This window comes from Bremerella alba (genome assembly GCF_013618625.1).
Taxonomy (GTDB): Bacteria; Planctomycetota; Planctomycetia; order Pirellulales; family Pirellulaceae; genus Bremerella; species Bremerella alba.
This window is the reverse complement of record NZ_JABRWO010000004.1, coordinates 345,973-371,103: the sequence shown is the minus strand read 5'-3', so window position 1 is coordinate 371,103 and position 25,131 is coordinate 345,973. Positions and strand designations below refer to the sequence as shown.

Annotated in this window: 20 protein-coding genes and 1 tRNA gene; 8 read left to right on the top strand and 13 right to left on the bottom strand. The window is 53.9% G+C overall.

The window, feature by feature from the left end; translation table 11 throughout:
• Nucleotides 1–16: 16 nt before the first annotated feature.
• From HOV93_RS09250 to HOV93_RS09240, 3 genes are all read right to left on the bottom strand, one after another.
• Nucleotides 17–592 (bottom strand): TadE/TadG family type IV pilus assembly protein, encoded by a 576-nt coding sequence (locus tag HOV93_RS09250; protein WP_207396200.1) that lies wholly within the window; start codon nucleotides 590–592, stop codon nucleotides 17–19.
• 256 nt (nucleotides 593–848) lie between these two features.
• On the bottom strand, nucleotides 849–1,415 hold the full coding sequence (locus tag HOV93_RS09245; protein WP_207396199.1) for a hypothetical protein: 567 nt from the start codon (nucleotides 1,413–1,415) through the stop codon (nucleotides 849–851).
• Between the two features lie 78 nt (nucleotides 1,416–1,493).
• Entirely contained in the window at nucleotides 1,494–1,712 is a 219-nt protein-coding gene (locus HOV93_RS09240; RefSeq protein ID WP_207396198.1) for a hypothetical protein, read from the bottom strand.
• Between the two features lie 95 nt (nucleotides 1,713–1,807).
• Between HOV93_RS09240 and HOV93_RS09235 the strand changes: the two genes are divergently transcribed.
• Nucleotides 1,808–2,461, top strand: coding sequence for an RsmD family RNA methyltransferase (locus HOV93_RS09235; protein WP_207396197.1), 654 nt, complete (start codon nucleotides 1,808–1,810; stop codon nucleotides 2,459–2,461).
• Nucleotides 2,462–2,640: 179 nt separating this feature from the next.
• Entirely contained in the window at nucleotides 2,641–5,322 is a 2,682-nt protein-coding gene (locus HOV93_RS09230) for a hypothetical protein (protein ID WP_207396196.1), read from the top strand.
• Here HOV93_RS09230 and asnB read toward each other — a convergent pair.
• The 3 genes from asnB to HOV93_RS09215 form a co-directional block, all read right to left on the bottom strand.
• Entirely contained in the window at nucleotides 5,319–7,235 is a 1,917-nt protein-coding gene (gene asnB / locus HOV93_RS09225) for an asparagine synthase (glutamine-hydrolyzing) (RefSeq protein ID WP_207396195.1), read from the bottom strand. The genes HOV93_RS09230 and asnB overlap by 4 nt on opposite strands.
• Nucleotides 7,236–7,281: 46 nt before the next feature.
• A complete protein-coding gene (locus tag HOV93_RS09220; protein WP_207396194.1) occupies nucleotides 7,282–7,782 on the bottom strand; it encodes a MarR family winged helix-turn-helix transcriptional regulator in 501 nt (166 codons plus the stop codon).
• A 174-nt stretch (nucleotides 7,783–7,956) separates the two neighbouring features.
• A complete protein-coding gene (locus tag HOV93_RS09215) occupies nucleotides 7,957–8,514 on the bottom strand; it encodes a glutathione peroxidase (RefSeq protein ID WP_449243536.1) in 558 nt (185 codons plus the stop codon).
• Nucleotides 8,515–9,013: 499 nt separating this feature from the next.
• On the opposite strand from HOV93_RS09215, the gene HOV93_RS09210 reads away from it, so the two are divergent.
• Both HOV93_RS09210 and HOV93_RS09205 read left to right on the top strand, forming a co-directional pair.
• Nucleotides 9,014–10,030, top strand: a complete 1,017-nt coding sequence (locus tag HOV93_RS09210; protein WP_207396193.1) for a DUF1559 domain-containing protein — start codon at nucleotides 9,014–9,016, stop codon at nucleotides 10,028–10,030.
• Between the two features lie 60 nt (nucleotides 10,031–10,090).
• Entirely contained in the window at nucleotides 10,091–10,516 is a 426-nt protein-coding gene (locus HOV93_RS09205) for a carboxypeptidase-like regulatory domain-containing protein (protein ID WP_207396192.1), read from the top strand.
• Between the two features lie 118 nt (nucleotides 10,517–10,634).
• On the opposite strand, the gene HOV93_RS09200 is transcribed toward HOV93_RS09205, so the two are convergent.
• Nucleotides 10,635–10,949 carry a transcriptional regulator gene (locus HOV93_RS09200; protein ID WP_207396191.1) on the bottom strand — a complete coding sequence of 105 codons (315 nt, stop codon included), beginning with the start codon at nucleotides 10,947–10,949 and terminating at the stop codon, nucleotides 10,635–10,637.
• A gap of 254 nt (nucleotides 10,950–11,203) precedes the next feature.
• Here HOV93_RS09200 and HOV93_RS09195 point away from each other — a divergent pair, with 254 nt between their 5' ends.
• The 3 genes from HOV93_RS09195 (at nucleotide 11,204) to HOV93_RS09185 (ending at nucleotide 16,113) form a co-directional block, all read left to right on the top strand.
• On the top strand, nucleotides 11,204–13,942 hold the full coding sequence (locus HOV93_RS09195; RefSeq protein WP_207396190.1) for a hypothetical protein: 2,739 nt from the start codon (nucleotides 11,204–11,206) through the stop codon (nucleotides 13,940–13,942).
• A gap of 30 nt (nucleotides 13,943–13,972) precedes the next feature.
• Nucleotides 13,973–14,635 carry a hypothetical protein gene (locus HOV93_RS09190; RefSeq protein WP_207396189.1) on the top strand — a complete coding sequence of 221 codons (663 nt, stop codon included), beginning with the start codon at nucleotides 13,973–13,975 and terminating at the stop codon, nucleotides 14,633–14,635.
• 86 nt (nucleotides 14,636–14,721) lie between these two features.
• Nucleotides 14,722–16,113 carry a glycerate kinase type-2 family protein gene (locus HOV93_RS09185; RefSeq protein WP_207396188.1) on the top strand — a complete coding sequence of 464 codons (1,392 nt, stop codon included), beginning with the start codon at nucleotides 14,722–14,724 and terminating at the stop codon, nucleotides 16,111–16,113.
• 70 nt (nucleotides 16,114–16,183) lie between these two features.
• On the opposite strand, the gene HOV93_RS09180 is transcribed toward HOV93_RS09185, so the two are convergent.
• The 4 genes from HOV93_RS09180 to HOV93_RS09165 form a co-directional block, all read right to left on the bottom strand.
• Entirely contained in the window at nucleotides 16,184–16,615 is a 432-nt protein-coding gene (locus HOV93_RS09180; RefSeq protein WP_207396187.1) for a peptidylprolyl isomerase, read from the bottom strand.
• A gap of 215 nt (nucleotides 16,616–16,830) precedes the next feature.
• Nucleotides 16,831–18,219 carry a DUF1598 domain-containing protein gene (locus tag HOV93_RS09175; RefSeq protein WP_207396186.1) on the bottom strand — a complete coding sequence of 463 codons (1,389 nt, stop codon included), beginning with the start codon at nucleotides 18,217–18,219 and terminating at the stop codon, nucleotides 16,831–16,833.
• A 271-nt stretch (nucleotides 18,220–18,490) separates the two neighbouring features.
• Entirely contained in the window at nucleotides 18,491–22,030 is a 3,540-nt protein-coding gene (dnaE, locus tag HOV93_RS09170; RefSeq protein WP_207396185.1) for a DNA polymerase III subunit alpha, read from the bottom strand.
• Nucleotides 22,031–22,219: 189 nt separating this feature from the next.
• On the bottom strand, nucleotides 22,220–22,906 hold the full coding sequence (locus HOV93_RS09165; protein WP_207396184.1) for an FHA domain-containing protein: 687 nt from the start codon (nucleotides 22,904–22,906) through the stop codon (nucleotides 22,220–22,222).
• A gap of 211 nt (nucleotides 22,907–23,117) precedes the next feature.
• Here HOV93_RS09165 and HOV93_RS09160 point away from each other — a divergent pair.
• Nucleotides 23,118–23,190: transfer RNA gene (locus HOV93_RS09160), tRNA-Arg, on the top strand.
• 58 nt (nucleotides 23,191–23,248) lie between these two features.
• On the opposite strand, the gene HOV93_RS09155 is transcribed toward HOV93_RS09160, so the two are convergent.
• Both HOV93_RS09155 and HOV93_RS09150 read right to left on the bottom strand, forming a co-directional pair.
• Nucleotides 23,249–24,223, bottom strand: a complete 975-nt coding sequence (locus HOV93_RS09155; protein WP_207396183.1) for an ABC transporter permease subunit — start codon at nucleotides 24,221–24,223, stop codon at nucleotides 23,249–23,251.
• Entirely contained in the window at nucleotides 24,220–25,107 is an 888-nt protein-coding gene (locus HOV93_RS09150) for an ABC transporter ATP-binding protein (protein ID WP_207396182.1), read from the bottom strand. The genes HOV93_RS09155 and HOV93_RS09150 overlap by 4 nt, the downstream gene beginning before the upstream one ends.
• Nucleotides 25,108–25,131: the final 24 nt, after the last annotated feature.

The following is a 25,131-nucleotide window of genomic DNA, read 5'->3' as shown; positions in this document are numbered from 1 at the left end:
CCGGACGCGTACTTGGCTATTCGTGCCGAGTAAACGTCTCGCCGCTCAGCAATACACCGCCCAGCCAGGGATGGGGAATCAGGGATACATTGCCGTATGGTATCGAGGCGCGAACCATGAACATCTGCCGCGGTTCGGCGTCTTCGAGTTCAATATCAGGCATCGTTTGGAAGTCTTCGCTTGTTATCGGAGCATCGCCGCCGTTATCAAATTGGCTGGCGTCTTTGATCAGAATGGTTACCATCGATGGATCGACCGCTCCGCCCATCCGGTCTCTTGCGTATTGTTCCACTTCGCGAGTCGTTGCCCCGGTAGCCGAGCCCCATCGAGCCGCCGTACGGGTGGCATTGTTCAGAACGTTGTTGATCATCGTGGCATGGCCAAATTCGATGATGGCAAAGACGAACATGAAAAATACCGGCATCACGAGTGCGGTTTCCACAATCGTAGCGCCGGTTCTTTTCCCACTTTGATTGTGCGAAAAAAGAGATACTTGACGCGAATTACGACGCTTTCGCCACATGGCGAGGGCCTCTCCTAGGGTGCGGGAATGCCGCGAAATAGTGCGATAGATTAGGTTTCGTAGCAACATCGCCCGCCGCTTCTAATTCAATGCATCAGAAGATCGAGATAGGTTGCTATTGAAAACCTAGTTCACAAATCACACATTTGCAGAAAGAATTGGCAACTTTTAGGCAGAGGCGTCGTCGAGAGGCTGCCTGCAGAGGACGCGAATCACAGTGAATAGCGATTCGCTTGTAGTCTAGCGTACTGCAGTGAGAACGCAGGTGGTCACATAGAAAGAGAATGTTTCAACGCGATCGTGTCGTGTTATTGGCTATTCGAGCCTACGGTCCTTCCTCTTTAGCGACCGTATCGACCAGCACGAGGATTTTGCCGGTGTCTTCGTTGTAACCATAAATTTCGTACCAGCGAAGCTTTGCGAATTCGATGCGGTGGTCACGCATCATTTTCATGAACTCATCGTAGGTCGGGTATTTGTCGTTGAGTGCCCTGTGATGCTGGACGGCCTGTTGAAGACCTAGCGTGCTCGCTTTGGCAGCCAGCGTGAAATAGCCTGAGGCTGCCTGGCTGAACGGGTCGACTCCTTCAATTTTGCCATCGCGGGCCTCAATGCTCTGCTTTTGCAGCCATTCTTTCGCATCGACCACTTCATCGGTCGTTTGATGAATAAGTCCCTTCTTGGGCTTCGGTGCCGGTGCTGGTTCAGCAGGCGGTTTCTCCTGCATCGGTGGCTTGCTATCCGCCGGTGCTCCCTCGGTAGGAACTTCTGAAGTGGCTGCTTCAGGCACCGAGTCGTTACTGGCTACGTTTGGTTTGTCCAGATCAGCGATGGGTTCGGCGCAGCCAATCAGAAGGAACGTTAGCGAAAGACAGATTGCGAATCGCAACATGAGGAAACCGCCTAGGAGGAGAAAGACTGAAAAAGCATCGGCTCTATTTTCACGCGTTTTGCGGTCTGGTGCAAGCGTTTACGACGAGGGCGAATTCGCCGCCCGGGAGGCGAGATACCCCCCCACCAAAATTCCACCTAAGCAGACGAGAAACGCCACGCAGCCAATTCCCAGGATAACATTACTTCCTAAAGCAATTCCCATTAGAAAGAGGATTGCCGATAGATTGCCAACGGCGACGCAATAGATCTGCCGTTTTCGCCACTTTTCGATGGCAGCACGTTGTTCGTCATTCATTTAAGAGTCTCAGGTGGGGGTGCGCAGTTCCATGCTGCATGCTACCATAAACGCCTACAGACTCTGTGGTTTTAACCTCGATCGACCGGACATCCATGGCCAAACGTCGCCCCGTGAAAAAGAAACCCGCTCGCGGTGCCTCTGCGCAACCGCCAGCTGTTGACGCCCCGATGCGAATCATTGGCGGCCAGCTTAAGAACAAGCGGATCGAATACTCGGGCGACACGCGCACCCGGCCCATGAAGGAACGCGTTCGTGAGGCCGTTTTTAATCTGATCGGCCCCCCAATCAAAGGTAAGATCGCGATTGACCTTTTTTCCGGGACCGGAGCATTGGGGTTGGAAGCGATCAGCCGGGGAGCAATCGAAGCTCACCTAATTGAACGCCATGTTCCGACCTCGAAGCTGATCCGCAGCAATGCCGAATCGCTTGAAATTAACGATCTGATAATAATCTATGCCCACAACTCGTTTTTGTGGGTCAAAAAAGAGTTGGATAAGGTCGCACGCACGCCGTGGGTGGTATTCATCTGTCCGCCGTACGATTTCTTTGTCTCACGATGGGAAGAGATGGAAAAGCAGATGAACACTCTGCTTGAAGTCGCACCACCGGAAAGCATCTTGATCGTAGAGTTTGACGACCAGTTCAAAGCTGCTAATCTTCCTGACGCCGAAAACTGGGACGTGCGGGTCTACTCGCCTGCTCATGTCGGCATCTATCGACTGCCTGCAGACGAAGAATCGTCATAGCAAACCACCCATTGGGAGTTCTTTTTGCCGCTTATGCTTAGCTAGCACTGCATCTTTCTTTTCTGAAGTACAGTTCTGCCCTGGTTATGACCGATGTAGGGGAGAGACGGCTTGTTGCGGAATTGCTGCCTACCTAAGACCCCCGGCATAACTCCTTGAGCGTGACGATCACAAGGCGGATGGTAACCAAATTGCAAACTCGCGTTTGGTTCGTACTGGTGCACCTGACTATCTTCGGTCAGGCGTCATTTCTATTCGCTGCGCCACCGGAGCCGGAATCGCGTTCGGCGTTCGACGATTCGGCTCTTTTCGAGATGGAGTTGGAACCGCCGGCGAAGAAGCAATTCCAACCGCTGGAGCAGGTTCGACCGAAACAGGCAAATCCTGTCGCAGCCGATCGATCTGCCGGACCTGCATTTGGCCTGCCAGACTTACGGCAATTGCATCAGCAATTCCCCAAAGCGGTCGAGAAGATCCGCGATATGCTTCTACCGGTTGAATCTCCGCACGAACCAGATTTCAACGATATCACGCAGCCGCTGACCGCGCCAGCGGAAACGTTGATGGCTCCGCTAGCCACCGAGACGCTTCCCCCGGTCGAAGTCAGCCCATGGCGAGATCCTACCATTGAATTGCCGGTCGCCAGCCAGCTTCCGTCCCTCGAGCGAATGCCGCTGGTCGCATACCGGCCAGACACGCGCAACCGTGACAATCTATACCGCGTAGGAGACGAGCCAGAAAGTGCGGCCGATGTGCTTCCATCCATCGAACCGCCGAAGGTTCTGCCACCAGATGATGCCGCTCGACCGGTCACCTTTCGCTGGCCTAAAACACCACACCTCGATGCGATGCTCAAACGTTTAGACGAGTATCCAGAGACAAAAACCTGGGCGAACGACCTACGCACGACGCTTCAGAAGCTACGCGAAGAATCGACCATCGGGACCTCTGCTGCTTCGCAGCACCTCAAAGACTTGGCGGAAGTCACCAGCGAAGCAGTCGCCATGGTCGATAGCCTTGACTTCGGATGGCAACGGACCGACATTACCCAGACCTACTACGCCCTATTGCGGCGGATCGATCTGTGGAACGCGGCGCACAACATTATCCACAGCGGTATTCAGTTGAGTGCATCCCCCACATCTCTGGGGAACATGCAGCAGCACCTCGATGATTCTGAAGCAATCCTGCGTGACGGTGGTCAGCTTCTCAGCTGGAGCGACTACCTGCGTTTTAAACAGCTCCGCCACGCGATGGAATCGAACGCTTCTGCTCAACAAATGCAGGAAGTTGCCAGTCAGGTTCTGGCCAGACTGGAAGGGAGTGAATTCGATGAAGCCCAGCAGCAGCTTCTCGGTCAGGCACCCTTTGTAAGCTTGGCCAATTCGCTGCGTCCATGGCTGGGAATCAACTTCAATCCCGAGAAAACACTCGCAGCTGTTGAACGATACGAACAAGAGCAGTCGGCCGCCGACGCGAAGCAACTAGCGATGGAAGCCGACATCCTGCAGCATCATGCCCAGCAGCCTATCGTCGATTTCGGCCAGTTAATCGACCACACCTACCGCAATGCGAACGCACGGTTTGAAGTCACCCAACCGTTTATGCAGGCCTTTATGCCGGAGCTTCAGCCGGATGAAGCGCCGGTGGATGACTTCATCCTCGGAGCACGTGTGCTAGGCCGTAGTCGTAGTGTGACTCGATTGCACGTGCGTCCTGTACCTGACAATCAGCAGTGGCGTGTTCAGTTAGAAGTACTGGGCAACGTCGATAGTCAAACGACCAGTCATAGCGGCCCGGTAAAGATCTTCAATCGTGGGCGATCGCGATACCACGCGGCCAAACAAGTGGTAGTCAATCCGAAAGGGTTTTGGGTTTCTCCGGCGGTTGCTCGAGCCGACACGACCACCAGTGTCGATAATTTGGAAAGCGACTACGATGGAATTCCGTTGATTGGTTCGCTCGTTCGCAGCGTCGCACGAGGCCAAACGGAAGAAAAGAAATATGCCGCAGAAGCGGAGGTCGAACGTAAAGTTCGCCGTCAGGCCGAATCCCAGTTAAACGAACAACTCAACGACAAAGTTCAACAATGGCAAGACAAACTGTATGTCGATGCCGTTCAACCGCTAGTTCGCCTTGGCCTTGATCCTTCGGTCGTCGATTTAAATACATCTAGCCGAAGTATCTCGGGACGTTTCCGTGCCGCAGGCCCTCGGCATTTGGCTGCCCATACGCCTCGACCTAGCAGCCCCATCGACAGTGTTCTTAGTGCTCAGTTGCATCAGTCTGGTCTGAATAACTTGATCCGCCAACTGCGCCTGGGTGGGCGTGAACTGACGCCGAAAGAATTCCTAAGGGAAGTTAGCACGCGATTCCCGGTAGTACAAAGTGAAATCGACGAAGAACTGCCTGCTGAAGTCACGTTTAAATTCTCGGAACTCGATCCGATTCGTATCGAGTTTAAAGACGGTCAGGCCCAGCTCACCTTGCGTATCGATGCGCTTACGGTCGACGACAACCGTTGGGAAGACTTGGAGGTATCGGCCCTCTATAGCCCGACAAGCGTCGATTACGATACCAAGATCGTGCGTGAAAGCACCGTCTTTTTAAAGGGGAAACGCTTGGGGTTCCGCGATCAAATCGCGCTGCGAGCGGTCTTCTTGAAGGTGCTATCGAAGAAGCACGAGATCCCGCTCTTTCCCGAAGGTGCGAAGGCCGATCCGCGTTTGGCTGAGTTCCAGGTCAATCAACTGGCCCTGCATGAAGGCTGGTTCGCCGTATCGCTCGGTCCCAAAAATGTCCCAGTGCAGGAGCGGAAACTGTTTCGGGTCGCTGACGAACCGCAACGCAACCACCGCTAAGAATCGACCCACTCTCGGTGCCAAAGTTCTAGAACCAGAAGCGCCCATAACCGGGCACTATGATCGAATTGGTTCTCGTCGTGTTCTCGCAGAAGCGTCTCGACAGCATCTTGGCGGAAATATCCGCGACTGATCGCCTTTTCACTGGTCAGGGTATCGTGCAAAAGCTCTTTCAACGGCCCTCGGAACCAGGCGTTAAGCGGCACCCCAAAGCCCATTTTACGCCGTTTCCAAATAACGTCCGGCAACTTGCCACCGAATGCGTGCTTTAAAAGAAACTTTCCACGACCCAATCGCCATTTCCATTTCGACGGCAATTGAATCGCGAACTCGGCCAGGCGATAGTCTAAAAACGGCTGGCGGCATTCCAGTGCGTGTGCCATCGAGGCGATATCAACCTTGGTATTGAGATCGCACGGAAGATAGGTCGTTAGATCGGCCAGCGAAGCCGCAGTCAGTGCATCTCGTTTACCGCTGCGCTGCCAGGCGGAGTAAAGAAACGCGTAAGGATCCGTATCGGGAAGCTGTTCGACAAAACCGTCGTCGTATAATTCGCCCCGACGCGTTTCGTTGAAAATACTGATCCAGTCCAGGTATCGTCGGCCAGGCGACATTGCGATCGCTTCGGCGAACCGTCGCGCTCGACGCAGCTTCGACTTCTGTGGCCCACCGGCCGGTAAAAACTTCATGCCGAGTCGAGATCCGAAACGCCCAATCGGACCAAACATGTCAACTGCTGCCGCCAGACGAACGGCCCGGTAGCGATCGTAGCCGGCAAAGAGTTCGTCGCCACCATCTCCGCTGAGCGCCACAGTTACGTGCTCGCGTGTCATTTGCGAGACGTACCATGTCGGAATGGCCGAACTATCCGCGAACGGTTCGTCGTAGTGATGAATCAGTTTCGGCAGCATCTCAATCGCATCAGGCGTTACCTGGAACTCGTGGTGTTCGGTTCCCAAATGTTCTGCAACCTGCCGAGCGTAGCTGGTCTCGTCGTATTCCTTTTGCGGGAAGCCAATCGAAAACGTTTTCACCGGCTGATCGGTGAGTTGTTTCATCGTGGCAACGACCAATGAGGAATCGACCCCGCCCGATAGAAACGCCCCCAGCGGCACATCCGCTTGCAGGCGAAGCTTGACCGAATCAGTGAACAGCCGGATGAGTTCCGCCTTGGCATCGTCTAAGCTGATGGAAATTTCGCGGCTGAAATCTGGGTTCCAGTAGCTGGCCACTTCCAGGTTCTTGCCGTCAAATGTTAAGTAGCAACCAGGCGGCAGCTTACGAATCCCTTGGAAGATCGTTCGTGGGTGGGGAACATACTGATAGGTGAGATAGGCATCGATCGCCCCGGGGTCGATCTCGCGCGAGATCCCCGGTACCTGAAGGATTGCTTTGAGTTCGCTTCCGAAGAGAAGCTGGTCACCATGCACGCAGTAATAGAGCGGCTTTTGTCCAAGTCGATCGCGGCCCAGTACGATTCGCCGGTGGCGTTGATCCCAGACGGCGATGGCGAACATGCCATTGAAGTGCGAAAACGCGTCGATGCCTTCATCTTCGAAAAGGTGAACGATCACCTCGGTATCGCAGTGCGTGCGAAAGGTATGCCCTGCCCCTTCCAGGCGTGCTCTGAGCGAATGGAAATTAAAGATTTCGCCGTTGAACGCGGTCCATACGGTCTCGTCTTCATTGGCCAGGGGTTGATGGCCGCCAGATAGGTCGATGATCGAAAGTCGGCGATGGCCAAGGCCCACACCAGGGACGGTTCCGTAAGGGCCATGTTCATGTGGGAGGCGATGATAGATTCCAGAATCATCGGGGCCGCGATGAGCAAGCGAATCGGTCATGCGGCGCAGCACCTGCTCGCTTACTTCGTGCTGCGGATCGATCCAAAATGCCCCGGCAATGCCACACATGGTTGTTGTACTTGCTGCCTAGTTCGCCTGATTCTCTTCGCTTTATTTATTCTGACCCATCACACAAAGGTGTTGCTTCAGCTCGGATGCGGGCTTTCACTAGCAGCCGATTCAGCTGCGAAAGCTCGCCTTCGGTCATGTGCCCGAGGTTCTGTTTATGAATTTCTAGTAACGGCAGGCGAATCGTTTCTACCAGTTCGCGTCCTTTGGGGGTGATGGTAATCATCACGACTCGGCGGTCACTCTCGCTGCGATTGCGCTCGACAAGTTCAGCCTCGGCCAGGCGATCGACCAGGCGGGTAATATCAGGGACGCGGGTTACCATCTGCTGAACGATTTCCAGGCACGGCACCCCTTCCCCGAGATGTGAGTCGAGAATCTTAAGGATGTTGTACTGCGCGCTGGATAGACCGTGCCGTTTCATCAAGCGACCAGGAGAGGCCGCGATCATATTATGCGTGCGAAGCAAGTTAAGAAAGGTTTCCAATTCGAGTGACTCGAATGGCTGTTCCTTTTTCAACTGCTGTTGAAGAATTGATTCAGGCAAAACGTACGGCCTTGCAGCGGGGGAGAATGAAGCGGGGGAACGTACCTATTATTATCACAAACTTGGCCGCCGTGGGCGGGAATGAAAAAAAGCCGCCGACCTAAGCCAGCGACTTCTTTTCATTACTCGATCTTTTGGGATGCGATTCGCTGTGAAACTCACACCCGACGAAGCTCAGCTTTCTTTCTTCAGTTCCGTTTCAATGGATTGAATCACCTTCTTGTCGTCCGGTTCGACGCGGGTACGGAACCGAGCGACCACTTCGCCATCCTTGCCGATCAGGAACTTCTCGAAATTCCATTTCACATCACCAGGATCGCTATCAAAGCTTTTCAGCTTAGTGAAAAGCGGTGCGGTCTCTTCGCCGTTGACTTCAACCTTCTCGAACATAGGGAAAGTTACGTCGTAGTTTTCGGAGCAGAACTCGCGAATTTCCGAAGCACTGCCGGGCTCTTGATTGCCAAACTGATTGCAAGGGAAACCGAGGACAGCAAAGCCCTGGTCGCCATACTGAGCATGCAACGCTTGAAGCGGTTCGTACTGTGGTGTCTTACCACACTTGCTGGCGACATTCACGATCAACAGTACCTTGCCCTTGTATTCGGACAGGTCGACCTTCTTACCTTCGAGCGTTTTGACTTCGCCCTTCAGGACATTCTCGGCAGCCATGGCCGATACGGAAAACGCGGCCATCAGGGCCACCGAAGCAAAGACGGACAGAACCGACTTCATAAGGAACTCCTCAGCGTTTGGGGGGAAATGTTTTGCTAGGTAGGACTGCCGGACGAAAATAGTTGTCCCAACAGCCAATTCACTAGTTTACCGGGACGAAGGTCAGATGGAAACAAATTATCTTCTTCATCTAGCAGAACATGATGTAGTCTGAGAATCCAAAGGACGTTTCAGTAGGCGATAGATCGGCTGACGGTGACGTGAAATTCCCATCTCGGTTTAGGCAGAAGTTGCCTCAATCCCCTATGTTTTCCGGGAAGTGCGCAAATGCTCGTAGCGTATAAAGGTAAAAGCATGGAAAACAGTAAAAATTAAATTCCTGCCCCACATGGAAGTTGACGCCCACTCTTCAGAGCGGTAGAAGTGGCTTTATAAGTTGCGTCACGGAGGTCCTTATTCACGTCTGATTCGTTGTTGACGTTTCATGGTGAATTGCGATCCCCGCAGCTTCCTTTTCTACCGCAATGGGCAGCGATCTTTTCTTTTCTAGGAGATTCCTATGCGCCTACACGCTACTTCTGGTCATCCTTCGGGCAGGCATCTTGGTTTTACATTAGTCGAATTATTGGTGGTTATTGCCATTATTGGTGTCTTGATCGCCCTGCTTTTGCCAGCAGTTCAACAAGCCCGTGAGGCAGCTCGGCGGATGAGTTGCAGTAACAATTTGAAGAACCTGGGATTAGCCCTGCACAATTATCATGATATCCACCACAGTTTTCCGATCGGTCACCAATATCAAGGTCACTTTGACGGCGACGCTATGAGCGAAAAGGGAGGTACCGGTTTCGGCTGGGCTGTGGGCCTTTTAGAGTTCATTGAACAAGGGAATCAGTTAGATCAATTCGATCCTCGGTACCCAGCCGGTGAGGATACGATCACCAACAATCGTACGGTCTGTCAGACGCCTCTGGAGATCTTCGCTTGTCCCTCTGATACCAAGCCAGACCGCCGCACCGATGGGGCAATTACCGATTCTGCGACCAGCAGCTACCAGGGCGCGGGTACGTCCTACGACGGCTGGTCAAATCACACGATGAATCAGAACGCTAATCGCGATCGTTACAACGGTGTTTTTGGGCGCACCAACCGAGGGCTGGTCGCCGGCATGCGCGACATCACCGATGGCACAACCAACACGATCATCATTGCCGAAACACGTTGGGACATGGACAACAATGGCCGTAACCGATCGCGAATCTATTGTGGCAAAGACATCGTCGACTATGCCCAAGGGGCAACCAATGCCGTCTTGATCAATGGTCGCTGGGCGATGAATTGGACTCAGCCAGATGGTAATCCCCAGCCGCACCGTACAGCCGGCAGCATGCATCCTGGCGGAGCGCAGTTCTGCTTTGTCGATGGATCGGTACGGTTTGTCAGTGAAACGATTCAGCATACTGCGACTGTCTGGAACAGCGGCAATCCTTACGACGTAGACAACAATGGTGTCAGTTACGGTGCGTATCAGCGAATGTTTTCGATTTCAGACGGCTTGGTTCTTAGCGAAATTAATTAGCCGAGGCTGTTGCTAGAACCCCGTCTTTCAATTCATTTTGCGTCATAAGGATGGCATGGGATGCGCATTTCGAAACAATGGCTGCTTTCGGTAGTCTTAGCTACTTCGTTGATTTCTTTCGTCGGCTGCAGAGGCGGAGGCGACCCCGGCGTCGTCCGGGTTACCGGTACCGTAACAATGGAAGGCAAGCCGTTGCCCAATGCGACGGTACTATTTGTTTCCGGCCAAGGACGACCCTCGGGGGCACTTACCGATGAGAGCGGCCGCTACGAGTTAAATTACACCGGCCACCAGAAGGGAGCACGGATCGGGCACAATCGTGTTCAAATCACAACTGCCCAAGGGCCATCAGAAACCATGGAAGGCGAGCCCGTTCCAGCAATCCCGGAGTCGATACCGGCGAAATACAATTCGCGAAGTGAACTGGAATTCACCGTCACCGAAGACGGAGAAAACGTAGCTAACTTCGAGCTTTCGTCTAAGTAGAAATATTGCCGATAGACATTTCAGAGATGGCAGCAAAAAACGCGTGGCAACACTTTGCTCCCGCCGGGGTATGTGTCGCCACGCGTTTATGCAATAGCCGAGTTAGATCACCGTAGGCTTAAAATTCGCCTGGGTTGTCGTCGCTCCCGCCGTTGGAGTCGGCTTTGTATTGATCGCGTTCGCGTCGAGTCGCTTCCAGGTCGAACATTAAGTACTTCATGTCCAGCCGCAGTTGACTCAGTGCTTCTTGAACCAACGTGTAAATGCGACGTCGACGTCGGCTGTTTTCGATCACCTTATTCACGGCCGGTTCCAACTCTTGTCGGTGCGTTTCCGGCAGTTTAGCGATCATGATGGCCAACTCGACCAAATCCTTGGGCAGTTCTTCTTGGGCGGCAGATTGGTCGTCGACTCGTTGGTTGGCGTGGCTCATGTGGTTTCTCCGCAATTGGGTTGTTCGCTTCTGACACGATTATTTGCAGCACTCGTGCCACGAACGTGCATGCATTCATGCTAAACGACTTAAGTCGCACTTAGCAAACATCTTACGGAAATCCATAAAATGTGGAAGCATCCCGACATGTGGTTTTTTTGCCACATGATTGATCTGGAAATGATTTCTAAATCTAAGTACAAGCACGACTTACGACCAACGAAACATCACGTTGTAGTAAGGAAACACTCGGCGTGAAAACGCCCACCCAACAATCCTGGTTTTTCTTCCATTTGCGGCTCGTGTTGCTTTTAGGTATCACGAGTCTTCCTTGCTGCGCGCTGGCGGCAGTGATCGAAGACTTTGAATCGGCGACGCCTACCTGGCAACCACTAGAGGGTGATGCTCCGGCAAGCCGGCTCGATCATAAGCGGATCGCTGGCAACTCGCATCTCGGAGCCAGCAGCGAATTGATTGCCCTGCGCTTTTCGCAGGGCTCGTATGCCTACTACGGCCAACGCATCAAGCCGGCCCGCGTTGTCCCAGATCTTTCGTTCTCGATATGGGTTAAATCAGATCGACCAGGAATTCAGTTTGCTGTTCAAGTTGTTTTTCCGCGAAGTCGCGATCCCCGCACCGGGCAGCCGATCACAACGCGCATTCTAGGGGATCGATCGGGACAGCCTGACCAATGGAACCAGATCGGTATCCGCAATATCGACGAACAGGTCAGCGGTCAAGTGACAGCGTTACGGAGCGAACATGGAGCCCAGTTCGATCCGCGTGAAGCGTACGTCGACATGGTCCTACTAAATCTATACACCGGTACGGGGATCGTTCGCGTTCAGATCGATGACCTGAACGGGGAAGGTTTGCTGAACGTTCAAAAGGCCAATACGGTTACTCAAAGGGTGACCAACCCAGGCGGACTCCGCGGCATGGGAGGTGTTCCCGGTACCACCGGCGCGAATGTGCAGTTGGCGCCACCCCGAAGCGAATCGGCCTCTAACGGTCAGGTTATCGAGTTAAACGATCACGCAGCAGTCCCACGCATTATCGATTATAACGGCGAACCCTTGTCGCTACTGCGAGGCCTTGGCTTCAATGCGATCCGAACGAGTCGTGCCCCGTCGCCGCAACTGCAACAAGAGTTATTGCGCTACAATATGTGGAGCGTCAGTTCGCCCCCAGAGACTCGCAGTCCCGCCGACCAGTCTGCGGTTTTAGCGTGGGAACTGCCTATCCCATCAGGTGACGATGCCTTTTCAGACTTTGCCATCCGCGCTGCAGATTTACGACTTCTCGACGGACAGAAACCTCGTCCTGTATTGGCCATCGCTCCGAATCGAGTGCACGACTATAGCCAGCACAGCGAGATCATCGCGACCCGTCGCTCTCCTCTTGGAACATCGCAGTCGTTGACCGACTATGCCAAGTGGACGCAGTCGTGGGGGCTGTTTGCATCACCCAGTGCAACCCGCTGGGCGGTGATACCAACGCAGTTCAGTCCTGCCACACAGCGACAAGTTTCATTCCTTGCACAAGAGGCGAGTGTGCCGATGGGCTTCCAACCGTATCAGTTGGAAAAGGCCACGTTTCTAGCGATTGCTAACGGTGTTCGAGGGATTGTGTTTGAAAGTAACTCGCCGCTCAATGAAGATCACCCGGTTGATTTTGCCAGAAGGACAGCGCTCGATATCATCAACCGCCGCATGGAACTGATTTACCCCTGGATCGCTCAAGGTAGCCCACGGAATGGGGCGATTTCCAGTGATCCGAACGTGCATGTTTCGATGCTGGCTACCGATACGGCTATTCTGTTGATTGCTGTACGAACCGGACCGGACGATCAGTTTGTGGTCGATCCCTTGCCAGATCGCCCCGTGGATGTCCGCGTGCGAGGCGTGCCGATGGCATCCGAAGCCTATCGAATCGGTGACAGCGGTATCCACTCGGTCAATCATAGCCGAGGATTAGGAGACATGAAGATTCAGCTGGACGCCAGCGAACATGTCTCGCTCGTGTTTCTGACACAGGATCCGCGCGTGATACGCAACATGCGGGAACGTAGTGAACGGCATCGCACCGAGATCGTCCGACTAAGGATGGAGGCCGTGAACCACGAGTTCGAGTTGGCCCGTAGCGTGCAAGCGGCATTGGAGTCTCCCGCCGAGTCACCAGCGATTCGTCGTAACATTGATTCGGCGTGGGCCGATATCCGCCAGGCTCGCACTCTGTATGAAGAGTACAATCTGCAAACGGCTTATCGTTATGTGACCCAGGCCGAGCGCAAAGTAGCGACCGTTCAGCGGCAACAGTGGACTCAGTGGGCATCGCAGTATAAGTTTCCGCTCACCAATCCTACGTTGATCTCGCACGACCTGGTGCCGTTCGCTTCGCGCTTGCAAGGCAACCTGAACTATCTTCGGCCGGGAACAAATACGTTGCCAGCTGGGGATATGGAAGACCTTACCTTCCTGCTTTCAAGTGGATGGATTCAGGTTCGCTCGCCACAACCGGGGTTTGAGTCGGCCGTCGAGTTATCTCCCCAACAGCCTCATGGGGGGAACTATGCACTCTCGCTCCGCGTTTCGCCGGACACGCAAGGGTTGTATGCGAGACCGGAACAAGCACCCATATCGGTTCGCAGTGCTACGGTACAAGTTCCACCGGACCGACTTGTAATTATTCGCGGGTGGATCCGTATTCCGCAGCGATTGTCGTCCGAGACCGGCGGGGTCCTCATCCACGATACGCTCGGCGGTCGCGAACTGGGCATTCACATGACCGAGGCGGCCGAGTGGACGGAATTCAGCTTGATGCGGGCTACCGGTGATTCCGATACGTTGAATCTGACGGTCGAGATGGCAGATGTTGGTCAAGTGTTTCTCGATGACGTGACTGTCTCAATCTATGAGGCGACGCGTGGGCCGGAGATCGCCCCCGGATTTGATGCTGAAGCGGACGATCGCTTTCAGAGCTACCAACCGTAAGACATCATACGGACGAAATTATCTCTGCGGTTGCGATTGCTGCTGCCGATTCGCTACGATCAAGGTGTTCCGATTCTTCCCACCGCGATGAGTGAATATGTGACCGTGCTGGCCTACTTTGGTGAACTTCCAATCCCTTTGCCGCTGTTAGGCGGACTGATTCTCGGACTGATCATTGTAGGGATCGTCGTTTATTTCTATATCTTGCCGAAGAAGTATGAACCGCCTGAGGTCGCTCCGGTAGAGATCGCCATCGACCCAAAGGTTGCCTCGGGTCCGAAGTCGCTACTGGGGCCCGAAGTTCGAATCTATAACGTGCCGGTAAGGATCGTGGCAATCGTCGTGGCACCGGCTGGACGTGGGCACGATCAAATGAGCGAGGAAACGCTGCGATCGATGATGGAAAACTTCCTCCCTCAAATGATGGCCGTCGTTCGGGCCCATCGGCCTGATGTCTATCGTTGGCCGGGCCAAATGAGCACGCGGGGATTCAGTCAACGCTTCTTTGCCCAAGCCAATCTGCCAGGTGAACATGGTGAGGGAAGCCCTTGGTCAGCAGTTGCCGGACGGTTTGATCACCAGGGCAGCGGGTATCTCGTTGGCTTGGTTTGTTGCGCCGACGAAGACAACCCCTTGGGGCAGATTCTGGTAGAACAGAAACAGCAGTGGACCGATATTGTGCGGATTGCTTAGCGGAGTTGTGCCTGCGCGGGGATCGATGACCCAGCGTTGGTTCAATACGACTAGGCCAGCCGTGACTCACTCTAAGGAAGCACTTCATGAAACGTTCCCCGAAGCAACTTGCCGAAGATGTCCAAGCCATTTGGAAAGCCGGTGTGGATGCGGTCAAGAGCGATGATCTCGTTTACGACGCCGTGGAAGTGGTGGAAGATACGCTTTTCGTAGGTGAATCCCAGTTCAATCTTTCGGCTATCAAACGCATCTTCGTCATTGGCGGCGGCAAGGCGGGCGCGGGCATGGCGATCGGCTTGCAGAAGGCCCTGGGGGAAAAGTTACTCAACGAAAAGCACGTCCAGGGGATTTTGAGCGTGCCGGCCGATTGTGTGCAAGAGTTTTCGCATATTCAATTGAAAGCCGGCCGACCGGCAGGGCAAAATTCGCCTACGGCCGAAGGGGTCGAGATCTCACGTCAGATCTTGCGAATGTGCGAATCGATGACAGTTCACGATTTGTGTATTTGCTTGCTCTCTGGCGGCGGGTCAGCGCTCCTGCCTTCGCCGATCGACGGTATCAGTTTGAGCGAAAAGCAGGAGATCACGAAGTTTCTCAGTGGCAATGGAGCCAATATCGAGCAGCTCAACACGGTGCGCAAGCAGCTAAGCCGCATCAAAGGGCACGGCTTGGCCATGCATTGTAAGGCCGGCAATCTGGTTAGTCTGATCATCTCGGATGTGCTAGGTGATCCTTTGGATGTGATTGCTTCCGGGCCAACCGTTCCTAATACGACCACAGCAGCGGACGCGTTGGAAGTGCTGAAGAAATTTGGTGTGCCGCAGATCGAGAAGTTCGCTAACGTTGTTCGCGTGCTGGAAGAGCAGGCAAAGCATCATCCTAGGAACGACTCGCGTACATCGTGTGGTGTTTCTAACTGGATCATCGGCAACAACGCCGTGGCGGTGGATGCTGCCGGTATCGAAGCTGAGAAGCGTGGGTACTCGCACGTCATGCACTGCGTAACCAATATGGAAGGCGAGGCTGAACAGGTCGGGCAGCACTTGATGCGAATGGCCATGAAGATGCAAAACGAAACCGGCCCTGATTGCTTGATTACTGGGGGTGAACCAGTTGTGAAGCTCGTCGACCCGTCGCAGCGAGGCTTTGGTGGAAGAAATCAACAGTTGGTGTTGGCCGCGACGCTTGAAGCAAGACAACAGCGAGGAGATGGCGCGCTCGATGGAATCGCAATTCTCAGCGGTGGCACCGATGGCGAAGATGGTCCTACGGATGCTGCGGGTGCGTGGATGGATGCCGAAGCGATAGCTGAGATGATGTCCAGCGGTCTAAAGCCTGAAGACTACCTTCTGAAGAACGACGCCTACCATTTCTTCGCGCCACTGCGTCGTTTAGTGATGACCGGACCCACCCATACCAATGTGTGCGATGTTCGTGTTGTGGTCGTCGATCGGGTTCAGCCTCAGCCAGAGAAGTAATTGGCGCAATGAAAAAGCGGCCTTCGTACTGGGAAGACCGCTCTCTTGATTGTAGGGTAATGTCAGCAAACTAACCTTCGCTGACGGTTACCTTTTCCATCTTGTCGCCTTGTTCGAGCGAGTTGACGATATCCTGACCTTCGGTCACTTTGCCAAAGACTGAGTGCTTACCGTCGAGCCATGCGGTTTCCACATGCGTGATGAAGAATTGCGACCCGTTGGTGTTCGGGCCAGCATTGGCCATCGACAGGACGCCAGGACCATCGTGCTTGAGGTCAGGGTGGAATTCATCTTCGAATTTGTAGCCAGGGCCGCCGGTGCCGGTGCCTTGAGGACAACCGGTTTGGACCATGAAGTCTTCGATCACGCGGTGAAACTTCAGGCCATCGTAGAAGCCTTCGCTGGCCAGCTTTTCGAAGTTGCCGACCGTCTTAGGCACCTTGTCTTCGAACAGTTCCAGCTTGATGGTGCCCTTGTTGGTTTCGATGGTGGCAACTTTCATCGGATTTCCCTTTTTCGTTTCGCGGTGAGTTGTGATGATCGTTGTCTATTATAGGTCTATCACGCCCCACCGATAACCGGGGCGAGACGACCGAGGCCAAGCCGTCTTACAAGCTGAATTCCGGCGGATGACCACCTCGGAAACATTCAAGAAATGCAGAACGCCGAATCATTCGATTCGGCGTTCTGTGAGTGATATCGATGGTTGACGGAAGCTTAGTCCCACCACCATTGTCCAGCGGCCAGGTTCTGGAGCGAGATACCCTTCTGGGTTTCTGCCAATTCTCCTTCTTCGTCCTTTTGAACATTGTCTGGCGTTAGGGCTTGCTTGGCGTTGATTTCAACACCACCGCCGATTGGAGTCAGCAGGCGATTGCCCTTCCAGATGGCGTTCACGGCCGTTTCAACGGTCTCGGGAGCGGACATCGTTTCGATTGGGTAAGCGTCTTCCTCAGCGAACACGCCCAAGTCGAAGCCACTCTGGTTGTAGTAGTCTTGTTCTTGGATGTAAGCCGCAGCGATCAGCATGTCGATCAAGTCGCGAAGCTGGCCATAAACGGCCTCTCGCTCTGCAAGTTCACCGTACTTCTTGGTGAATGTGTTGGTGAACATGAAGCTGGCACGATCGACCGCGTTGGTTTGTTGACGACCGCCTTGCATGGTGACCATTTCGCTGGCACCAATCAGTTTCACGCCTTCGCCTTGGAGTTCCATCGCTAGCCCATCGTCGGAAACCTTGACGCAGTCGTAGTTCGGAACGAAATACCAACGCTGCATGGCGTTGGAAGCGATCGAGCCGGGGCGAGCTTTTTCGACATAGCTAGGAATGTTGACCGACGGTTGTTCCAGGCCGATACCGATCAACTTCATACGGTAGTCCGCTTCAACCATCACACGTGCGAAATGTGTGTTGGGCGAGATGCCGCGAACCGAAACGATCTGATTGCCCAGAGCGTTTTTCATCGCCGTGACAATGTTGCGGGTATCGCCTGGGCGAACGCTCGTTTGAGGGATCGAGGCAATCACCTGGCTCAGGTTTTTAAGGCCTTCCTGAGTTGGATCGATCGAGACACCCACGTTGTTCGGACCGTCACTAAACGGACCAAACGCTCGCAAAGCAACAATCAGGTCATCAAGTTGAAGGGTAGCCTTGCCGGTGTAGGTACCAATATTGACGCCGTTGAGGTCCTTAACGTAGCCTTCGGCAGTACCGGCGAGAACGATGTCTTTTGTTTCTGGATAGTAGAAGACGTATTTGATCTCGTTCAATCCAGCCAGGTTCTTCATGTCGTCCGGGATACCGCCTCCCTTGGCGACTGCTTCAGCAACCGCTTTTTCAAGACGATTGAGCGAAACCTTCCGCAGTTTGCTGGGACGATTCAACTCGGGTGGCAGCACCGATGCCGCTTGGCGAATTCGCTGCTTCATGAGCATCCCGGTCGGATCGCTGGCACGACGCATTTTGAGCGTGCCCTGGGCGTCGACATAGATACCCGCCGCGATCGGGTTCTCTTCTTCCGTCGTTTGTGCCATCGCGCTTGAACCACAGCACAATAAAATGGCGACCGAGAGCAATGACAATAGCTTCGTAAGTCGCAAGTCCATAGCAGATCCCTGGATTCAGTAAAGCTCGAGAAGGTGAAGGGTTGGACGAAACGTCCTGGGAGGCCTCAAGTAATTATTGCATACCGTAGGCATACTGTCCCTGATTCCCTTGAACAATGAGGCAAGGGTTATCAGTGATCTTAATTTGAGGGAATAGGAAAGGCAAGCAATTCGCGAAAAGAGGGGCGAATCGTTGGCCATGTGGTCCAATGCTCTCCGAATAACCGGAAGAATCGGTCTAAGTATAGGGCATGCAACTAGTTACAAGTCACTAGGCCGAGTTTCGGACCCCTCCAGAAGAAGGGCGTCGAAGAAGCAGCTCGAAGTTTCCTTCTCCCAGAAGTTCATCGACGCGGGTACGCATTTCCGGTGAAAGGTCGACCCCTTTCTGGCTTTTCAGGGCAACCTGACGACCATCTTGCAGCACCAGCAGAAGCTTAAGTTCGCAATTACCAGGATAACCACGCACGATTTCGACAAGCGTTTGCAGTTTTTCTTCCCCGTGAACTTGTTCGTCCACGCGTACCATCACGCCGCGAGCGTAGCGAGTTTCGACTTCCTCGATCGGTATCAATTCGTTGACGATCAGGTTGGCTTCGTCGTCGCCACCTCGTCGATCGACGCGACCGGAAATGATGTAGACGCCATCTGGTCTCAGGGTTTCGGCAACTTTGGCATAGTCTTCAGGCCACAGGATGCAGCGGATGCCGCCGTCGACGTCTTCTAGGTCGAAGTTGGCGTACTTGGTGTGGGTGCTGCCTGCTCGAGCCTTACGGGTGTGCGCGAGTTTGATCGAACCGACCATACCGCCCATGGTGACTTCAGTCTTGTCTTTGATGGCTGCGATATTCGAGGTGCTATGGCTGCAGCACATCTCGAATTTGCGCTTGTATTCTGCCAGGGGGTGGCTCGACCAATAAAATCCAAGACATTCTTTCTCGTAGACAAGTGTTTCTTTGTCTGGCCAACGATCTACTTCAGGCAGCACGACGGACTTGGCGACGTCTGCGGGGTCTTCGACAGCAGCAAAGAGATTCTTTTGTCCTGCCTTCTTATCGGCGATTGCCGAGGCTCCCGATTGGATGGCTTTGTCTAACGCGGTAACGTATTGCGCCCGGTGTCCCCCGAGACGATCGAATGCCCCGGCCTTGATTAAAGTTTCGATGGCCGCTTTGCTACACTGCGAAGGATCAACACGTTCGCAGAAATCGAAGATGTCCGTGAAAGGACCATCCTTCTCGCGAGCCGCAACGATCGCTTCGGCAGCGCCGCCACCGCAACCTTTGATGGCGCTCAGGGCGAAAACGATGATACCGTCTTTTACCGTGAATTCTTCGTCGGAACGGTTCACGTCGGGCGGAGCAACTTCGATGGTCATCCGCTCGGCGTCCTCCATGTGCTCGACCAGGGCATCCTTCGTCTTGAAGTTACGACCACTGATATCACCGGAAAGCAATGCGGCCATGAATTCGATGGGATAGTGCGCTTTCAGATAGGCCGTTTGATAGGCCACCAGCGCGTAGGCGGTCGAGTGGCTCTTATTGAAGCCATATCCGGCGAACTTGACGATCATATCCCAGAAGTCTTGGGCTTCTTGCTTGGTGAGACCTTTCTCTTGAGCACCTTCCAGGAACTGCTCGCGATTGGCCTGGATGATCGATTCTTTCTTCTTACTGATCGCCTTAATACAGGTGTACGCTTTGGCCAGCGGAATACCACCCAGGCGGTTCAGGATCCGCATCACCTGTTCCTGATAGACCATCACGCCGTTGGTCTCTTCCAGCACGTCCTTAAGCACTTGATGCTTGTAGGTCGCTTCCTTTCGACCGAGCTTCACTTCGATATAGTCGTCGACCATCCCGCCTTCGAGAGGCCCCGGCCGGTACAGAGCATTGGTAGCGATGATATCGAGGAAGCTGTCCGGCTTCATGCGTTTCAAGAGGTCGCGAATACCGCCACTTTCCAGCTGAAAGACACCCTTCGTTTCGCCTCGCCTAAGGAGTTCGAAGGTCGCCTTGTCTTCTAGGGGAAGACGCAGGATATCGATGTCTTCGTCGCGAACCTTCTTGATCAGATCGACCGCGTTGCGCAGGATCGTCAAGTTGCGCAGGCCCAGGAAGTCCATCTTCAACAGGCCGGCTTCCTCGACGTCATTCATCGACCACTGGGTGATGATATCGTCTTTGCCGGAAACACGGCAAAGGGGGACGTACTCGGTCAGTGGTTCGTCCGCGATCACCACCGCGGCCGCGTGCGTACCGACGTTTCGTGCCAGCCCTTCAATCTTCTTTGCCAGATCGAGCAGCTCTTTGATGTCTGGGTTCGCGTTATACGCGGCCTGCATTTCGGCACTTTGCTCAATCGCATCCTTGAGCTTGATCCCCAGTTGATCCGGCACCATACCGGTCACTTCGTTGACCATGTCCAGCGGCAGGCCCATCGCTCGACCGACGTCTTTGATGGCTGCCCGGGCGGCAAGTGTTCCGAACGTTCCGATCTGGGCAACGTTTGCTTCGCCGTACTTGTCCTTAACGTACTTGATCACCATTCCTCGACGTTCTTTGTCGAAGTCGATATCGATATCAGGGGCTTCCAGGCGGTTTTCATCGAGAAACCGCTCGAAAAGCAAGTCGTACTTGATCGGACAAACGTGGCTCATATAGAGGGCATAGCACACGATCGCGCCCACGCCACTACCACGAGCCGTGGCGGGAATGTTCTGCTTGCGGGCCTCGACTACGAAGTCCCACACAATCAGGAAGTAGTTCGGAAATCCGAGCCTGCTGATCACGCCCAGTTCGCGATCTAAACGTGCCATCACGACTTCGCTTAACTCGCCGCCAGGCAACATTTCTTCGTTGCCTTCATAGCGTTCCTTAAGCCCTTGAATGCAAAGCTCGCGCAGATAGTCGTCGGCCGTCTTGCCACCCGGGATTTTGAAGGACGGAAAGTGACGCTTGCCCAAGTCCAAATCGATGTCGACCGTGTCGGCGATTTCTTGGCTACGAGAGCAGGCATCTTCCAGCCCTGGGAAGCTGGCGTACATGTCGTCGGGACTGCGCAGGTAGAACTGGTCGTTCTCCATCTTCATCCGCGACGCATCGGTGCGGAATTTACCGGTATTTACACACAGCAAGATATCCTGAGCTTCAGCATCACTCTGATCGACATAGTGCGTATCGCTGGTAGCGACCAGGGGCAGCCCAACCTTCTTGGCGATATCGACAGCACCTTCCAGCTGCATCTTCTGGATGTCGAGACCATTGTTCATGATCTCGATGAAATAACGATCGCCGAACAACTTGTGGAACCAGCCGGCCGTTTCCTCGGCTTCTTTGAAGACCTCCGCCGTGTTGGTCCCATTCATCACGATCTTCGAGAACTCGCTACTCACGCAACCACTTAGGCAGACGATCCCTTCGTGGAATTTCTCGAGCAGTTCCTTGTCGATTCGCGGCTTAAAGTAGAACCCTTCCAGATAGGCGGCCGATGCCAGCTTCACCAAGTTTTTGAAACCGGTCTTGTTTTGGGCCAGCAGTGTGAGGTGATAGTTCGAACCTCGCATCCCGCCAGATTTTTCCAGGCGGCTACCAGGTGCAATGTAGGCCTCGTACCCGATGATTGGGTTAATTTCGTTGGCCTTGCAGGTGTTGTAGAACTGCAACGCCCCGTGCAAGTTTCCGTGATCAGTCAAAGCCAAAGCGTTCATACCGTGCTCTTTGGCACGAGTCACGAGCTTGGGAATGGGCCCCGCTCCGTCCAAAAGACTGTAGTGCGAATGACAATGCAAATGGACGAACGACTGGCTCATTCGGGCTCCGCTCCATGGACTGGGCTGCGACTGCTAAGAAGCACGCAGCGAGAAGACTCATCAACCCAATGATTCTATCAGGTTGACGAGGATTGAAAACCGAAAGGGGCACGCATTGCTGTAACTCGTAGCTTGGCTACGCTTTGCAGTCTAACGACAGCAAAAGGCGGTGAATTTCAATGTTCACGCCTATTCCGGTTCACCGATACTACGAAGCAGCATGGCCAGTCGCGATTGTAGATCCAGCAGGTTCTGCCACTCGCGCATTTCCAGCACGACGTTTTCTGTTCGTTCGTTGACTTCCACGCTTACTAGCAGATGCCGGATACGGATGTGCACATAGTCCATTAGCTCGGCAAGCTGTGCGGCTTGAGCTGGGCTTAGGCGTTCCGGCAGCTCCGGTGGTTGAAGTGAATAGATGGCTGCCTGGAGATCGTCTTGCTGAGCGTTCCAGTTCAACTCGAACTCGAGCGATGATTCTCCTTCGTGATCGTTTGGGCCGTTGGTGCGGTCGTCGTCGGACTGGTTCCCTTCCTTTTCTTCCTGTTGTTTTCGCAGCGCGGCTAAGCGAACGGCAATTTGCGATTCCGAGCCGTAGATAATTACCGAACGTCCGACTTGGATCATGTCGCCGTGACGGAGGATGCGGAGATGAATATCCTCGCCGTTAACACGGGTACCGTTGGTGCTTTCCAGATCGGTTAAGACGATTTTGTTGTGATCTTCCTGAATTTTCAAATGGAAGCGGCTAACACGATCATCCTTGAGCTGAAGGGTGTTCCCTTCTTCGCGACCGATGGACACAGGGGTCTCGAGCCTCTCATAAACCGCCCCCCGGTCGGCACCGTCGATGATCCGCAACGTGATGTAGGCCATAAACTTGTGGATTTCTGCTCGGGAAGCGATGAGGTGTCTGGGCAGCTGGCTGCCCCTAATATTATGCCCCACAAGAAACAATTTCGCGAGTAGTGCGCAAAACCGCAGTGATTGGGCCGCAAGGTGAACCTTCATTACCTAAGAACTGTCCGATGCGGTAGTTGCGGCCCGATGGCAAAATGTTATCATCACTAAATTGCTGCAAATGCAAGCGGGAGTAGCTCAATGGATAGAGCATCGGTCTTCGGAACCGAGGGTTGGGGGTTCGAGTCCCTTCTCCCGTACTTTAAAAGCCACGCGATTAATCGCGTGGCTTTTTCATGCGCGGAGACCGAATGGTGTTTACACTGGGGCGGGTAAATCGCGGCGACAAAAGATCCATGTCGCACCAGCAAACCCAGCCAATCCGCCCCCACCGAGAGAGGTTAGGTAGGCCAACCCGCCCAATTTCCACTCTTCTTGCGACGTCTGAAATAAGAAACTCCAGGCACCGTCTTTCGTGTTGACCGCATAGCTGACGAGAACTTCTGGTTCGTATAGCGAGAAAATAGTGGTGTAACGAAGCCAGGGCATGTCTTCTAGAGATAGGGACAAAACGCGCAGCATTAGCTGGATAATCAGGAACGCGGCCGCAATGGCAATCGTTCGCCAGCGGTACTGATCCCACGATGACATCAGCGTCGTGAAGCCTCCGAAGAAGATACCCAGGCCGAAAAGATTCAAGGCCGAAGGGAACAAATCACCCTTGTCCACAAAGTCGGCAAGCGGAACGCGTTTGGGTGCATTCGCGTCTCGGGTGAACGGCACTTCGACTTCAATCTTAATCAGCGGGATCTGCATCTTGATCGGCTGATTCTCTCGTTTGACGGTTGTTGTCTCGATGCCACAGGCCAGCCCTGCATAGCCGCTGGCAGCGATCACCATGGTACCCAGCAACGTCATCAAATTTTTGCTCATCAAGTACTGAAAACGGCTGACCGGCTGGGACAGCATCATTTCCATGGTCCCTTTGCCCAGCGGACCACTCACCGTATCGCTTCCCCGAGCAATGCTCCACACGACAATCAGCAGAATGACCATTGGCTCGGTAAACGTAAACGCTACCCGGCCGGGATAGGTCAACGCTTGCTCGAAGTCGACAGCCGAGAAGTTTTCAAACTCTGGCTTCAGGATTTCCAAAATGCCTTGAAAGCGACTCATGTCGATCCGTCCGACGATCCACACGCGAACCCAGCAGAACGCGAATAATGCGACCGAGCACCCAAGCATCAGCAAACGTGACTCACGCCAAACTTGCCGTAACAAGGCCAGATTCATGCCGCGTCCTCGCTTGCCGGGGTGTGGAATCGGTCGTACACCTCGCGAAGTCCCATTCGCGTAACCTTCAATTCCGTGGATGGCAACTGCGTGACCCAGGCCATCACGTCGCGAAGTTCGCCCTCGGTTTCCAGGCGAACGGCATGTCCTTGCTGTCGGGCAGAGAGAACGCGTTCGCGAATATTCTCCGGTACTTGTGGCAGCGGCTGCATTAATTGAAATTCGACCGAATGCCTTCTGGCCAAGTCTTGCAAGCATTGATCGTGAACGATCTTTCCCTGCCGCATGATGATCGCTCGATCGCAGATGTCTTCGATCTCTGAGAGCACGTGTGAGCAAATAGCGACGGTTCGGCCCGACTTGTGAGCCTGTCCGATCATGCGGATTACTTCGCCACGGACATTGGGATCGAGACTGGTCGTTGGTTCATCCATGATTAGTACCGGTGCGTCCGTGGCTAAGGCAATCGAGAGTCCCAGTTTTTGCCGCATCCCGGTACTCATGTAGCCGACACGACGCGATGTATCCAAGTCTAATCGCTTAGCCGTAGCATACGATCGCTCTCGGCTGCCGCGTGGATGGATGTCGGCGAAGAAATCGAGGACGTGCTTTCCTTTCATTTCGCCGAACAACCGGACATCGCCAGGTAAGTAGGAAACCAAGCTATGGACCGCCTTTTTAGATTGCTGGCAATCCTTTCCACCAATTTCTGCACGGCCATGAGTCGGACGAAGAAAACCCATCAATATTCGGAAGAGGGTCGATTTACCTGCTCCATTGGGGCCCAATACGCCGCAGCATTCCCCTTGGGCGATCTCGATGTTGGCATGATCGAGAGCCAGAAAGCTGCCGTATTGTTTTGTTAAATCGTGTGTCTTCAGCATGGGCTCAAGCGGGGCTACTTACTT

Coding starts and splice junctions, on each gene's coding strand:
- asnB (WP_207396195.1), bottom strand. CDS start 7,235: ATGTGTGGCATTGCCGGGGCATTTTGGATCGATCCGCAGCACGAAGTA.
- HOV93_RS09230 (WP_207396196.1), top strand. CDS start 2,641: ATGGTAACCAAATTGCAAACTCGCGTTTGGTTCGTACTGGTGCACCTG.
- HOV93_RS09165 (WP_207396184.1), bottom strand. CDS start 22,906: ATGGCCTACATCACGTTGCGGATCATCGACGGTGCCGACCGGGGGGCG.
- HOV93_RS09150 (WP_207396182.1), bottom strand. CDS start 25,107: ATGCTGAAGACACACGATTTAACAAAACAATACGGCAGCTTTCTGGCT.
- HOV93_RS09245 (WP_207396199.1), bottom strand. CDS start 1,415: ATGTTGCGATTCGCAATCTGTCTTTCGCTAACGTTCCTTCTGATTGGC.
- HOV93_RS09210 (WP_207396193.1), top strand. CDS start 9,014: ATGCGCCTACACGCTACTTCTGGTCATCCTTCGGGCAGGCATCTTGGT.
- HOV93_RS09215 (WP_449243536.1), bottom strand. CDS start 8,514: ATGAAGTCGGTTCTGTCCGTCTTTGCTTCGGTGGCCCTGATGGCCGCG.
- HOV93_RS09175 (WP_207396186.1), bottom strand. CDS start 18,219: ATGGACTTGCGACTTACGAAGCTATTGTCATTGCTCTCGGTCGCCATT.
- HOV93_RS09240 (WP_207396198.1), bottom strand. CDS start 1,712: ATGAATGACGAACAACGTGCTGCCATCGAAAAGTGGCGAAAACGGCAG.
- HOV93_RS09205 (WP_207396192.1), top strand. CDS start 10,091: ATGCGCATTTCGAAACAATGGCTGCTTTCGGTAGTCTTAGCTACTTCG.
- HOV93_RS09235 (WP_207396197.1), top strand. CDS start 1,808: ATGGCCAAACGTCGCCCCGTGAAAAAGAAACCCGCTCGCGGTGCCTCT.
- HOV93_RS09185 (WP_207396188.1), top strand. CDS start 14,722: ATGAAACGTTCCCCGAAGCAACTTGCCGAAGATGTCCAAGCCATTTGG.
- dnaE (WP_207396185.1), bottom strand. CDS start 22,030: ATGAGCCAGTCGTTCGTCCATTTGCATTGTCATTCGCACTACAGTCTT.
- HOV93_RS09250 (WP_207396200.1), bottom strand. CDS start 592: ATGTTGCTACGAAACCTAATCTATCGCACTATTTCGCGGCATTCCCGC.
- HOV93_RS09180 (WP_207396187.1), bottom strand. CDS start 16,615: ATGAAAGTTGCCACCATCGAAACCAACAAGGGCACCATCAAGCTGGAA.
- HOV93_RS09200 (WP_207396191.1), bottom strand. CDS start 10,949: ATGAGCCACGCCAACCAACGAGTCGACGACCAATCTGCCGCCCAAGAA.
- HOV93_RS09155 (WP_207396183.1), bottom strand. CDS start 24,223: ATGAATCTGGCCTTGTTACGGCAAGTTTGGCGTGAGTCACGTTTGCTG.